This window comes from Micromonospora sp. NRRL B-16802, assembly GCF_001279555.1.
Classification (GTDB): Bacteria; Actinomycetota; Actinomycetes; order Mycobacteriales; family Micromonosporaceae; genus Micromonospora; species Micromonospora profundi.
Genome location: NZ_LGEB01000097.1, coordinates 1 through 12,328, shown reverse-complemented (window position 1 = coordinate 12,328; position 12,328 = coordinate 1). Strand labels below are relative to the sequence as shown.

Here is a 12,328-nt window from a genome sequence, read left to right as displayed (position 1 = left end):
CGCAGGGGATGATCACCCGGTGACGGCGATGAGGGGTAATCAGAAACTGTTCGGCGCTGCGTTCCTGGCGGTGGCGACGGTCGGGGTGTGGCTGCTCTGGCTGGGCTGGGACACCGAGTACACGGTCGACCCGGAGACCAGCTCGACGAGCGGTCCGTACGAGCCGTGGCAGGTGATCGGCTGCGTGTTGACGCTCGTGCTGCTCGCCGCCCTGGCCGGTACGCGGCTGAGCCCGTGGCTGGTGGCGCCGGTGATGACGATCGCCTTCACTGTGGCCTGGTCGTGGCAGGCCGCGTCGACCGACGACAGCGGGTTGTGGGCGGTCGGTGGATTCCTGGTGCTTGTCGGCATGGCCGCCGGCAGCACTGTGGTGAGCCTCGCGGGACGGCGCATCGGCAGGGCGCTGGCCAGCCGGAACCGCTAGGGCACGGCCCGGCCGGGACGTGGGTCGCCCCGGCCGGGCGTGACGTTGGGATGCCCGTCGTCAGGGTCTGCTGGCCACGACTCCTGACCCGCAGTCGAGAGCGCGATGGGATCAGTGGGCCGCGGCGGGCTCCGGCTCGCGGCGCGGCCCGGGCGCTCCCGCGAACGGGACGTCGACGTGCTCGGTCGCCGGCTGACCATCGGGGTGCCGCCACAGCCCGCGCTCGTGCAGGATCGGCAGCACACCTTCGCCGAACCAGTACGCCTCCTCCAGGTGCGGATAACCGGAGAGGATGAACTCGTCGATGCCGAGCGCGTGGTATTCGGCGATCCGATCGGCGATCTCGGTGTGGCTGCCCACGAGCGCGGTGCCGGCGCCGCCACGGACCAGCCCGACGCCGGCCCACAGGTTGGGTGCGACCTCCAGTCCGTCGCGGGAGCCGCCGTGCAGGTCGAGCATCCGGCGTTGCCCCTCGGATTCGCTGCGGCGTAGCCCGTTCTGCACTGCCAGAATGTCAGCCTCGTCGATGCCGTCGAGCAGGCGACGGGCCTGCGCCCACGCCTCGTCCGCGGTGTCCCGGGCGATGACGTGCAGCCGGATGCCGAAGCGCAGTTCACGGCCAGCGGCGGCAGCGAGCGACCGTACCCGGTCGAGCTTCTCGGCGACCTGGGCCGGCGGTTCGCCCCAGGTGAGGTAGACGTCGCTGTGCCGTACCGCCACCGGCAGTGCGGCGGCGGACGAGCCACCGAAGTAGACAGGTGGCGTCGGGTCGGGCAGCCGGTGCAGCCGCGCCTGCTCGACGCGCAGGTGGGTGCCCGTGTGGTCGACTGTCTCACCTCGCCACAGCCCGCGCACGATGTGCAGGAACTCGTCGGCCCGCGCGTACCGGGCGTCCTTGTCCAGGAAGTCGCCGAACGCCCGCTGCTCCTGGGACTCGCCTCCGGTGACCACGTTGAGCAGTAGCCGACCCCGGGACAGCCGCTGGAAGGTGGACGCCATCTGGGCGGCCAGGGTGGGTGCCAGCAGACCCGGTCGGAAGGCGACAAGGAACTTGAGCCGTTCCGTCACCTCGGTGAGCATCGCGGTGCTCAGCCAGGCGTCCTCGCACCACGCGCCGGTCGGGGTGAGCGCGCCGACGAAGCCGAGCTGCTCGGCGGTGCGGGCGATCTGCCCGAGGTAGGCGACGCTTGCTGGTCGGGCACGACCGGCAGTGCCGGACGGCATGCCGTGTCCGCCGCCGACGATGTCCCTGCTGTCGCCGTTTGTCGGCAGGAACCAGTGGAAGGTGAGGGTCATCTCGGCTCTTTCCTTCGGTGCGTGGTCGGTAGGCACTGCGGTGGGAGGGCCGCTCCTGAGGGTTGGGACGATCCCGCCGCCACTCTACCCATAAAACCTATCGGGTTAGTAGGCTACCGACCGCCCCGACCCCTACCGGTCGACGTGGCCCGGTTCACCTGCCCGACCCAAGGAGTCGCCATGCGTACCCCCTCGACGAGCCGCCACCTGCATCGCCGCAGGCTGGTCACGGCCGCCCTGACGGCTGCGGCCCTGATCGCCACGACCGCCCTGAGCGCCTGCGGCGGGTCCGCCGACGCCAAGGACGACGCCGGTACGCTCCGCATCGGCTACCAGCGCTTCGGCGGGCTGAGCCTGGTCAAGGCGCGCGACGCCACCCCCGGAGTGCAGTGGTCGCTGTTCGAGAGCGGACCGGCGCTCACCGAGGCACTCAAGGCCGGATCCATCGACATCGGACAGGTCGGCGAGGCCCCACCGGTCTTCGCCGCGGCCGGCAAGATCCCGTTCTCCGTCATCGGCACCTCCGCGCCGATCCCGCAGGGTGAGGCCGTGCTGGTCAAGGCCGACAGCGGCTACCGCACCTTCGCCGACCTGAAGGGCAAGCGGGTCGCCCTGAACAAGGGCTCCAACGTGCACTGGCTGCTGGTCCGGCTGCTGGAGGCCAACAACATGACGTTGCAGGACATCGACGTCAAGTACCTCAAACCCGCCGAGGGCCGACCCGCGTTCGACAACGGGCAGGTCGACGCCTGGGTGATCTGGGATCCGTACTTCGCCCTGGCCGAGCAGCCGGGGGTCCGCGTGCTCGCGGACGCGACGGGGCTGGCCAGCAACCGCGAGTACGTCCTGGCCGCACCGGACGCCGTCGAACACCGCTCCGACGAGATCCGCACGTTCCTCAAGCGGTACCGCGAGGTGACCGACTGGGGCATCGCCAACCCGCAGGAACGGGCCCGCATCCTCGCGCCGGAGCTGAAGATCCCCGAGGACGTCACCAGCCGCGCCCTCGCCCGCAGCGCCAAGCCGCTCGCCCCGGTCGGCCCGGACATCGGCGACGAACTCCAGGCGATCACCGACAGCTTCATCTCGCTGGGCCTCATCCCGGGCCCTGTCGACATGCGGTCCCGGATCGACGACCGGTTCAGCGAGGTGTTCCGGTGAGCCGTACGACTCTCGTCGAGGCCCCCGCCGAGGTCCCCGCCGCCGCGCCGGTCGCGGCTCGCCGTGAGCGGCCGGCCCGGCGGTGGCGACGGCTGGTGAGCCCGGTCGTGCTGGTGCTGGGCTGGGAGGCAGCGGCCCGGGTCGGGTTGCTGGCGCCGGAGAAGCTGCCCGCGCCGAGCGAGGTGCTGGCCACCGGCTGGCGGCTGACCCGTGACGGGACGCTCGCCGTACACCTGGTCGACTCGCTCACCCGCGCCGGAGTCGGGCTGCTGATCGGCGGCGTGCTGGCGTTGATCCTGGGCACGGTGGCGGGGTTGCTGCGGCTCGGCGACGACCTTGTGGACCCGCCTGTGCAGATGGGCCGAATGCTGCCGCACCTGGGGCTGGTCCCGCTGCTGATCATCTGGGTCGGCATCGGCGAACCGCTCAAGATCAGTCTGGTCGCCCTGGGTGCGTTCTTCCCGATCTACTTCAACACCTACGCCGGCATCCGGGACATCGACGAACGGCTTGTCGAGGCGGCCCGTACCTGTGGGCTCGGCCAGGCCGCCCGACTGCGCCACGTCGTGCTGCCCGGTGCGTTGCCCGCGCTGTTCCTCGGCCTGCGGCTGGCCATCGGCGCGGCCTGGCTCAGCCTCGTCGTCGGCGAACAGGTCAACGCCCAGACCGGAATCGGCTTCCTGATGATGGAGGCCCGCGAGTTCAGCCAGACCGATGTGGTGGTGCTCGGCCTGCTCGTCTACGCCCTGCTCGGACTGATATCCGACCTTGCCCTGCGTGTTGCGGAGAGGAAGATGTTGACATGGCGTCGCGGACTGCGGGCCACCTGACCGGTGCGGCGCCCGTGCTCACCGCCCGGGCGGTCCGCCGCGCGTTCGGGCCGACGACAGTACTGGCCGGGGTCGATATGAGCATCGCGCGGGGCGAGGTAGTGGCCCTGCTGGGCGGCAGCGGTTCGGGCAAGAGCACGCTGCTGCGCATCCTCGCCGGGCTGGACGGCGCGGCCGGCGGCGAGATCGCCGTGCACGGCACCGCCGCAGTGGTCTTCCAGGAACACCGGCTGCTGCCGTGGAAGCGGGTCGCGGCGAACGTCGGGCTCGGTTTGTCCGGCCCCGATCCGGCCGGCCGCATCCAGCGGGCGCTCGCCGAGGTCGGGCTGGCCGACAGGCACCGGGCCTGGCCTGCCGAGTTGTCCGGTGGGCAGGCACAGCGGGTGGCCGTCGCACGTGCGCTGGTCCGCGAACCGGACCTGCTGCTGCTCGACGAGCCGTTCGGCGCCCTTGACGCGCTGACCCGCCTGCGGATGCAGATGCTGCTGCGCCGGCTGCGCGCCGAGCACGGTTTCGCTGCCCTGCTTGTCACCCACGACGTGGAGGAGGCCCTGCTGCTCGCCGACCGGATCCTGCTCCTGGACACGGGCCGCATCGCTGCGGACCTGCCTGTCGACCTGGCACCCACCCGTACGCCGGACGACCCGGCCTTCGGCGCGCTGCGCCGGCACCTGCTCGACCAACTCGGCGTTCCCACCATCTGACGAGCGGAGACCTCGATGGCTCGCTGGACCCCCGACCCCACCTTCTATCCCTCCCCCGGTGAGGCGGTGAACGCGCCCGCGGAGAAGCTCGCCTACGTGGCGGCGTTCGACCGGACAGCCACCCGGCCTGACGCGATAGTGGTGCTGGACACCGACCCCGACTCCCCCGACTACGGCCGGGTCGTCGGCTGGACCGACCTGCCGCACCTGGGCGACGAGTTGCACCACTTCGGTTGGAACGCGTGCAGCAGTGCGCTCTGCCCGACCGCCCCGCACCCGCACGTCGAGCGGCGCTACCTGATCGTGCCCGGCCTGCGCTCGTCGCGGATCCACGTCATCGACACCCAGCCCGACCAGCGCCAACCCCAGGTGGTGAAGGTGATCGGGCCGGAGGAGCTGGCCAAGCGCGCCGGCTACTCCCGCCCGCACACGGTGCACTGTGGCCCGGACGGCATCTACGTCTCGGCTCTCGGCGGCGCGGACGGCGCGGAGGGTCCGGGCGGCATCGCCATCCTGGACCACACCACATTCGAGGTACGCGGGGCGTGGGAGGTCGACCGGGGGCCACAGTTCCTGGCGTACGACATGTGGTGGCACCTCACCCAGGACGTGCTTGTCACAAGCGAGTGGGGCACCCCGTCGATGATCGAGGACGGCATCATCGGTGAGCTGCTGCTGGGCCGGCGCTACGGTCACGCCATCCACTTCTGGGATCTCGCGAAGCGCCGGCACGTGCAGCGGGTCGACCTGGGCGACCAGTATCAGATGCCACTGGAGCTACGCCCGGCGCACGACCCGACGAAGTCGTACGGGTTCGTCGGGGTGGTGATCAGCGTCGAGGACCTGTCCGCCTCGATCTGGCTGTGGCACCGCGACGGCGACGCCTGGGCGGTCACCAAGGTGATCGACATTCCGGCGGAACCGGCCGAGCCCGCGGACCTGCCCGACCTGCTCAAGCCGTTCGGCGCGGTGCCGCCGCTGGTGACCGACATCGACCTGTCCGTCGACGACCGTTTCCTGTACGTCTCCTGCTGGGGCACCGGGGAGCTGCGCCAGTACGACGTCAGCGACCCGCTGCACCCGGTGCTGACGGGCTCGGTGCACCTCGGCGGGATCGTCCGCCGCACTGCGCACCCGTCCGCGCCGGACGAGGCGTTGGCCGGCGGCCCGCAGATGGTCGAGGTGAGCCGGGACGGCCGGCGGGTCTACGTCAGCAACTCCCTCTACGGCGCCTGGGACGACCAGTTCTATCCGGACGGGGTGGGCGCCTGGCTGGCCAAGCTGGACGTCGACGTGGAAGCCGGCGGTCTCACCCCGGACGTCAGGTTCTTCCCGCACGGCGACGAGTTCCGTGGCCTGCGCGTGCACCAGACGCGGTTGCAGGGCGGGGACGCATCCTCCGACTCGTACTGCTTCCCGTGACCGTCGGCACCTGGGTGACGCTCGCCGCCCTCGGCGCGTTCCACGGCCTGAATCCGGCGATGGGTTGGCTGTTCGCGGTGGCCCGCGGCCTGCAGGAGCGCAGCAGGACGGCCCTGCTGCGCTCGCTGCCGCCCATCGCGGCGGGGCATCTGGCCTCGGTGGGGATCGTCGCCGCGCTGGTCACCGCGACCCGTTCGGTGACGGCGAGCACCATCCTGGCGGTTGCCGGCGGCGTACTCCTTGTGGGTTTCGGGTTGTGGCGGTTGCTGTCCGAGCGGCACTTCCGCTGGGCGGGGATGCGGATGTCAGCGGCGCAGCTCGCCGGCTGGTCGTTTCTCATGTCGTCGGCGCACGGCGCGGGGTTGATGCTGCTGCCGGTGCTTGTGCACGAGCCCACGGCCGGGGGCCACGCCGGGCACCTGTCCGCCGCGCCGATGGGCGCGCTGCCCGGGCTGGCGGCGGCCGGGGTGCACACAGTGGCAATGCTCGGCACCGCACTGGTCGTCGCGGTGCTTGTCTACCAGGTGTTCGGGGTGGGGGTGCTGCGCCGGGCGTGGTTCAACGTCGACCGGCTCTGGGCCGGTGTGCTCGTTGCAGCCGGGGTGGTCACGCTGATTCGAGCGTGAGCTCCAGCCTCTGGGCGCGAAGCGGCCCGACCCGCGCCGGCCGGAGGCCAGCACGGGTCGGGCGTGGCGGCTGCGTCGCCGCCGTGGTGTCAGCGAGCCGGAGCGGTCAGGCGCGGGCCTTCGCCGGCTGCTTCAGGAAGGCCATGATCGCCTTGTTGACGTCGTCCGCGTTCGTCCACGGGATACCGTGCGGTGCGCCCTTGAGGGTGACGAGCTGGGCCGTCGGCATCATCGGGGCGAGCCGCTGACCGGTGACCGGGTACGGCAGCACGTTGTCCTTGTCGCCCTGGACGATCAGCACCGGCACGTCGATCTTCGGCAGGTCGCCGCGGAAGTCCTCCTGCCAGGCGTCGACGCTGTCGTGGGTGGCCTTGGCCGAGCCCATCGCGCCGATCTGCCAGTGCGCCCGGTACGCCTCGTCGCTGACCAGCTTGCCCTTGTTCTCGCTGTAGTTGAAGAACGCGTCGCAGAACTGGGTGAGGTAGGCGAAGCGGTCCTTGATGATGGCGTCCTGGAAGCCCTTGAAGAGGCTTGTGTCCACGCCCTCCGGATTGTCCTTGGCCTTGGCCAGCATCGGTTGCAGCGGGCTCAGCAGCACGGCCTTGCTCACCCGCTGCGAGCCGTAGTTGCCCAGGTAGCGGACGACCTCGCCGGTGCCCATCGAGTGGCCCACAAGGATCGCGTCCCGCAGGTCCAGTTCGGTCATCAACACGTCGAGGTCCGCCGCGAAAGTGTTGTAGTCGTACCCGAACGCCGGTTGGGCCGAATTGCCGAAGCCGCGCCGGTCGTAGGTGATGGTCCGGTATCCGGCGTTGAGCAGCGGAGTGACCTCCTTTTCCCACGTCGCCCCGTTGAACGGGAAGCCGTGGATCAGCACCACCGGCTGACCGGATCCGTGGTCCTCGTAGTACAGGTCGATGGGCGCGGAGTTTTCGGTCCCTACGGTGATGAAAGGCATGTTGTGTCTCCTGCTCCGGATCGGGGCTGTCGGACGTCCGCGCTTTCCCGTCAGGCCGCCGGATATGCGGACCGATGGATCGCCCAACGTCGCAGGAACAGGGGTTTTCCGATCCCGCCGGGCGGCCTAGCGTTGGGGGGTGACTCCTCCCCCTCGGCTACGGGCTGTCAGCGACCTGCACATCGGCTATCCGGAAAATCGGGAGTTCGTCCAGCAGCTACGCCCGGAGCACGACGGCGACTGGCTGATCGTCGCCGGCGACGTGGCCGAGCGGTACGCCGACATCGAGTGGGCCCTCGGGCTGCTGAGCAGCCGTTTCGCGAAGGTGATCTGGGCGCCGGGCAACCACGAGTTGTGGACGCCTCCCAACGACCCGGTGCAGTTGCGCGGCGAGGCCCGCTACCAGGAGCTGGTGCGGCTGTGCCGGCGGCTGGGGGTCAGCACGCCGGAGGACCCGTACCCGGTGTGGGACGGCGCGGGCGGTCCGGCCACCATCGCCCCGCTCTTCACGCTGTACGACTACACGTTCCGGATGCCCGAGGCGCGCACCAAGCAGGAGTCACTGGACCTTGCGTACGCGGCCGGGGTGGTGTGCACCGACGAGGCGCTGCTGCACCCCGACCCGTACCCGAGTCGGGAGGCGTGGTGCGACGCCCGGGTCACCGAGACCGAACGCCGGTTAGCCGAGCTCGACCCGGAGCTGCCGACAGTGCTTGTCAACCACTACCCCCTGGTCCGCGAGCCCACCGACGTGCTGTGGTACCCGCAGTTCGCCCAGTGGTGCGGCACGGTCCGCACCCGCGACTGGCACCTGCGCTTCGGCGCGTCCACGATGGTTTACGGGCACCTGCACATTCCGCGTACGACCTTCCACGACGGTGTGCGTTTCGAGGAGGTCTCGTTGGGCTATCCGCGCGAGTGGCGTCGGCGCGGGTCCACGCCCCGCCCGGTACGCACCATCGACCCGGCGGAGGACATGCGCCGGATGCGGCAGACGACAGGCTGACGGGCCATCGGGTGGCCAACGGCCGGAGCCGGTGGCCACCCCTGCGACGGTTCAGCTGGCGTAGACCTCCAGAGCCGAGAGTTGACCGGCCGGCCAGCCGGTGTTGCCGGTGACGGTGATCCGCACGTAGCGGGTCTGCGCGGCGGCGACGGTGAGCGTCACCTGGTTGCCGGTGGCCGGGTCGAAGGTGCGGCCCGCCGCGGCGACGAGCGTGCCGAAGCTGGTTCCGTCGGTGCTGCCGTGCGCAGCGAGGGTCTGCGTCCGGGTGCCCCAGGCCGCCGACGGCGGCAGCCTGAGCACCACCCGACCGACGGTACGCGTCGCGCCCAGGTCGACCTGGACCCACTGCGGAAAGACGCCGTTGACGCTCTCCCAGTAGCTGTTCGGGTCACCGTCGACCACGTTGCCGGAGCCGTAGATCTGGGTGTGGCTGCTCTCGGCGGTGGGTCGGCCGGCGGCCAGGTCACCGCCGGGCGGCGGGGGCGTGCCGCCGAGCACCGGCGGCGTCGGGCGTACGGGGGTGAGCGCGATCTGGCCCTTGAGCATGCGGCCACCGTCGGCGGTGATCCGCAGGTAGTAGTCGGCGGAGCAGGCGACGCCGTCCTCGTCCAGTGACCGGATGCCCGCCCCGGCGGGGGTCGTCGCCTGCGTCTCGGAGGTCTTGGCGATCTGGTTGCCCTCGTTGTACTCGTCGAACATGGACACGTAGAGGCCCTGGGCACCGAGTCGGATCATGTTGTAGAGGTGCCGCCAGTAGAAGTCCCCGTGGCGGCGGTGCCCCGAGGAGAGGTCGCCGGGCATCACGCACGGTTGGTAGTCGATGCCCCGCGCCGCGCAGTCCGCGAGGTCAGGCACGTTGACGTTGGTGTGGAACCAGTCGAGCCCTTCCAGGGTGCCGGTCCGGCCCACCATCCACGGCGAGAGCATGTTGAAGGCGTGGTAGACGTCGAGGAAGCCGGCGCGCGAGTCGTTGACGCCCTGCCGCCAGTAGGTCGGCACTCCGCCGATGACGTAGCAGCCCTGCGCCTTGAACCAGTTGACGACCTCCAGGCAGGGTGCCGGGGCGAAGGGTCGCCCGGGGTCGTCGAAGCCGAAGCCCCAGATGCAGACGACCGGCCTGCCGTTCTGCCGGGCGTACGCCGGGGAGGCGGTGTGCGCTGACATCTTCGTGGTCCAGTCGGTCTTGAGTTCCGACTGCATGTTCGTCCAGCTGGTGACGTCGTACATGATGTAGAACTTCCGGCCGTGGCGTTCGGCGGCGGAGCGGACCTTCTGCGTCATCGCGTCGCGGGTCGGGCCCTCGTCGCCGAACGGGTTGAACCGTTGCAGCGCGGCGGTGTCGCAGCCGTGCTCCTGCATCCAGCGGAAGTGGGTGTCCACTGTCTGCTGGTCGTAGGAGGAGAAGAGGGTGGCGGGCGAGCCGTTGCCGAGGTTCGGGTAGGCGGTGGGGTAGCCACGCGTGTACTCGCGCATGTCCGGCCAGGACACGATCGTGGTGTTGGCAGGTGACGGGGGCTGGAACCGGTCCCGGCCCCAGTGCCACCAGCCGCCGATGGGTGCGGAGTCGCCGGGGGCGCTGAACCAGCCCTGGTAGCCGACCGACACCTTGCCGACGACGTCGCCCACCGGGCTGGCGGCGTACGCGGGTCGGGCCAGGGCGCCGAGCAGTTCGGTGGTGGAGGTGGCGGCGAGGGCGGACCCGGCCAGCACCGATCCGACGAATCCGCGGCGGGAGACCGCCATGGGTGACCACTCCTTCGGGACGGAAGGCATTGACGGTCATCGTGGCAGCAACGGATGTCGACCCGCAAGAGTTTGACTGGGCGTTGCAATTTGCGGCCAGTGAAGCGGAAGATTCAATCGAGCTGCCGGACGGGGGCGGGGGTCGGAGCCACCGCGGCTCCGACCCCCGTTCCGGCACGCGGACCCGTTACGGGGTGGGGTACTCCGCGATGTAGACCGGCGCACCGACCTTCGTCATGTCGGCAGCCTCGCCGACTCCGTTGACCACGTGGTCGATCGTGCCGGCGCTGAGGTTGACGGTCATGATGTGGTGCAGCTTCACGCCCGGCCGCCTCGGCACCTCGAAGCCGTTCTCGGTGCGGATCGACGGGTTGTTCTGGTTGAAGACGTAGACCCCGCCGCCGTACAGGGTGTGGTGGCGTACCCGGTCGCCGACCTTGTAGCCGGCCCACCCCTTGACCCGGCCGTTCATCCAGTCAGCCTGCGTCGGCGGGTCGTACGGCAGCTCGTTCTGGTAGAGGATCGTGGTGCCGTGCTCGCCGTTCCAGACCGTGTTGTAGCGCTGGAAGTGCTCGACGAACAGGCCGGTGGCGGTCACGTGGTCGCCGTTGATGACGGCGCCGTAGCGACCGGTGTTGGTGCGCCAGCGGTCGGTGTCGCCGTTGACACCCTCGGTGAAGCCCTCGACCCCGTGGTCGCCGCGCCACACCCAGGTGTGGTCGATGAGCACGTTGTCGCTGTTGACCTCCAGCGCGGTGTTGGTCCGGCCGATGTGCGGGCCGCCGACACGGAAGTACACGTCGGACAGCGTGGTCGGGTTGGTGCGGCTGCTGGCCTGGTGACCGTGCTGACGGCCGACCCGCAGCAGGACCGGTGACTCGACGGTGCCGGCGTCGACGGTGACACCGGCGACGATCACGCCGGGGACACCTGCGACGTCCAGCGGGACGGCGCCGTTGACGGCGGTGAGCGTGGCGTGCCCGATGCCGAGCACCACTGTGTTGGCGCGGCGGATCTCGATGCTGCGGGCGATGTCGTACACGCCGGGGGTGAGCAGCAGGTGCTTACCGCGCGCCAACTGGCTGTTGATCACGTGCACCGGGTCGGACGGCTTCGCGATGAAGAAGTCGCCGATGCCGATGGTCCGGCCCGGCGTGATGCCGTCGGCCCAGGAGACACCACGGCTGTCGCGCTGCGCGGCGGGCACCCGCACGTTGTAGCGACCCCTGCCGTCGACGAACAGGTAGGGCTTCTCCCGGCTCAGCGGCGTGGTGTCGAGGGTGGTGTACGGCGGGTCGGGGAACGTGGCGTCGTCGGGCGCGCCCTCCACGCCCGCGAAGACCTGGTTCCACACGGCGTTGGACCAGCTGGCGACCTCGCTGTTGCGGGTCAGCCACTGCTGCTGGGACCCGTTCGTGGTGGCCGGCAGCCGCGAGTCGGCGATGAAGCCGCCGCTTGCGTACTGCGGGCCGGCGGTGCAGTAGTCCATCAACGACAGCCCGCCGCCGTTGATGTTGAGCCGGCGCATCGACACCGCCTGGGACACCGCCCAGAAGTTCGCAGTCGACCGGCAGTCGTCCTGGCCCGCGGCGTTGATGGTGAGCGACAGGTTGGACAGCGTGCGCCAGAAGTTGACGAGCGCGAGGCAGTTGCCGGTGCCGCCGTCGGCGAGGCAGCGGTTGTAGACCTCCAGCTTGCCGTTGACTGTGACGTCGGTGGGCGAGGCCCCGAGGCCGGACACTTCGGTGTAGTAGCCGACCTTGGCCTGCAACGGCCGCTCGGCAGTGCCGTAGGTGCCGGGCTTGAACAGGTACGCGTGCCGCTCGGTGCCCATCTCGTTGTCGACCTGGCGGGCGTGGGCCGCGTCGAGGGTCCGCTGGATCTCGCTGACCGGCATGGCCGGGTCGAAGATCGTCACGTTGGGTCCGAAGTCGGGAGCGCCGCCCGTGGGGCGACCGGCGGTGGCGGCGGTGCTGGTCATGGTGACGGCGGCTGTCACCAGCAGAGCGAGAAGGAGGGTACGTCGGGACGGGCTTGTCATGCGGTTCGTCCAATCCACTGGCCAGACGGGCGCCCAGCAAGAGAGCGCTCTCTTGCCCCCGTTTCTACCCGCCCCCAAGCCGTCACGCCATCCCACAAGCCCACCCACCCCATCGCC

The 12,328-nt window shown here is 70.4% G+C and carries 11 protein-coding genes; 7 read left to right on the top strand and 4 right to left on the bottom strand.

What is annotated here, in order from left to right:
- Nucleotides 1-28: 28 nt before the first annotated feature.
- Entirely contained in the window at nt 29-424 is a 396-nt protein-coding gene (locus ADK66_RS25525) for a hypothetical protein (protein WP_053659631.1), read from the top strand.
- Between the two features lie 111 nt (nt 425-535).
- On the opposite strand, the gene ADK66_RS25520 is transcribed toward ADK66_RS25525, so the two are convergent.
- The gene (locus ADK66_RS25520; RefSeq protein ID WP_053659629.1) at nt 536-1,720 is read right to left on the bottom strand and encodes an LLM class flavin-dependent oxidoreductase; all 1,185 of its coding nucleotides are present in this window, start codon (nt 1,718-1,720) and stop codon (nt 536-538) included.
- 180 nt (nt 1,721-1,900) lie between these two features.
- On the opposite strand from ADK66_RS25520, the gene ADK66_RS25515 reads away from it, so the two are divergent.
- The 5 genes from ADK66_RS25515 to ADK66_RS25495 are packed head-to-tail and all read left to right on the top strand — an operon-like array spanning nt 1,901 to nt 6,463.
- Entirely contained in the window at nt 1,901-2,881 is a 981-nt protein-coding gene (locus ADK66_RS25515) for an aliphatic sulfonate ABC transporter substrate-binding protein (RefSeq protein WP_053660027.1), read from the top strand.
- Nucleotides 2,878-3,711, top strand: coding sequence for an ABC transporter permease (locus ADK66_RS25510; RefSeq protein ID WP_053659627.1), 834 nt, complete (start codon nt 2,878-2,880; stop codon nt 3,709-3,711). The genes ADK66_RS25515 and ADK66_RS25510 overlap by 4 nt, the downstream gene beginning before the upstream one ends.
- A complete protein-coding gene (locus ADK66_RS25505; protein ID WP_053659625.1) occupies nt 3,684-4,415 on the top strand; it encodes an ABC transporter ATP-binding protein in 732 nt (243 codons plus the stop codon). The genes ADK66_RS25510 and ADK66_RS25505 overlap by 28 nt, the downstream gene beginning before the upstream one ends.
- Nucleotides 4,416-4,430: 15 nt before the next feature.
- On the top strand, nt 4,431-5,837 hold the full coding sequence (locus tag ADK66_RS25500; protein WP_053659623.1) for a selenium-binding family protein: 1,407 nt from the start codon (nt 4,431-4,433) through the stop codon (nt 5,835-5,837).
- Complete coding sequence (locus ADK66_RS25495; RefSeq protein ID WP_053659621.1) at nt 5,834-6,463, top strand: hypothetical protein; 630 nt, start codon at nt 5,834-5,836, stop codon at nt 6,461-6,463. Before ADK66_RS25500 ends, ADK66_RS25495 begins: the two co-directional genes overlap by 4 nt.
- Before the next feature lie 106 nt (nt 6,464-6,569).
- Here ADK66_RS25495 and ADK66_RS25490 read toward each other — a convergent pair whose 3' ends face one another.
- Nucleotides 6,570-7,421 carry an alpha/beta fold hydrolase gene (locus ADK66_RS25490; protein WP_053659619.1) on the bottom strand — a complete coding sequence of 284 codons (852 nt, stop codon included), beginning with the start codon at nt 7,419-7,421 and terminating at the stop codon, nt 6,570-6,572.
- Between the two features lie 139 nt (nt 7,422-7,560).
- Between ADK66_RS25490 and ADK66_RS25485 the strand changes: the two genes are divergently transcribed.
- Nucleotides 7,561-8,427, top strand: coding sequence for a metallophosphoesterase (locus tag ADK66_RS25485; protein ID WP_053659617.1), 867 nt, complete (start codon nt 7,561-7,563; stop codon nt 8,425-8,427).
- A gap of 51 nt (nt 8,428-8,478) precedes the next feature.
- Here the strand turns inward: ADK66_RS25485 and ADK66_RS25480 are convergent, their stop codons facing one another.
- Both ADK66_RS25480 and ADK66_RS25475 read right to left on the bottom strand, forming a co-directional pair.
- Nucleotides 8,479-10,170, bottom strand: a complete 1,692-nt coding sequence (locus ADK66_RS25480) for a discoidin domain-containing protein (RefSeq protein ID WP_053659615.1) — start codon at nt 10,168-10,170, stop codon at nt 8,479-8,481.
- Between the two features lie 187 nt (nt 10,171-10,357).
- Nucleotides 10,358-12,211 carry a hypothetical protein gene (locus ADK66_RS25475; protein WP_053659613.1) on the bottom strand — a complete coding sequence of 618 codons (1,854 nt, stop codon included), beginning with the start codon at nt 12,209-12,211 and terminating at the stop codon, nt 10,358-10,360.
- Nucleotides 12,212-12,328 lie beyond the last annotated feature (117 nt).

Excerpts from the sequence above, each read along its gene's own strand:
- ADK66_RS25525 (WP_053659631.1), top strand. The coding sequence starts at position 29 with ATGAGGGGTAATCAGAAACTGTTCGGCGCTGCGTTCCTGGCGGTGGCG.
- ADK66_RS25520 (WP_053659629.1), bottom strand. The coding sequence starts at position 1,720 with ATGACCCTCACCTTCCACTGGTTCCTGCCGACAAACGGCGACAGCAGG.
- ADK66_RS25515 (WP_053660027.1), top strand. The coding sequence starts at position 1,901 with ATGCGTACCCCCTCGACGAGCCGCCACCTGCATCGCCGCAGGCTGGTC.
- ADK66_RS25505 (WP_053659625.1), top strand. The coding sequence starts at position 3,684 with ATGGCGTCGCGGACTGCGGGCCACCTGACCGGTGCGGCGCCCGTGCTC.
- ADK66_RS25500 (WP_053659623.1), top strand. The coding sequence starts at position 4,431 with ATGGCTCGCTGGACCCCCGACCCCACCTTCTATCCCTCCCCCGGTGAG.
- ADK66_RS25490 (WP_053659619.1), bottom strand. The coding sequence starts at position 7,421 with ATGCCTTTCATCACCGTAGGGACCGAAAACTCCGCGCCCATCGACCTG.
- ADK66_RS25480 (WP_053659615.1), bottom strand. The coding sequence starts at position 10,170 with ATGGCGGTCTCCCGCCGCGGATTCGTCGGATCGGTGCTGGCCGGGTCC.
- ADK66_RS25475 (WP_053659613.1), bottom strand. The coding sequence starts at position 12,211 with ATGACAAGCCCGTCCCGACGTACCCTCCTTCTCGCTCTGCTGGTGACA.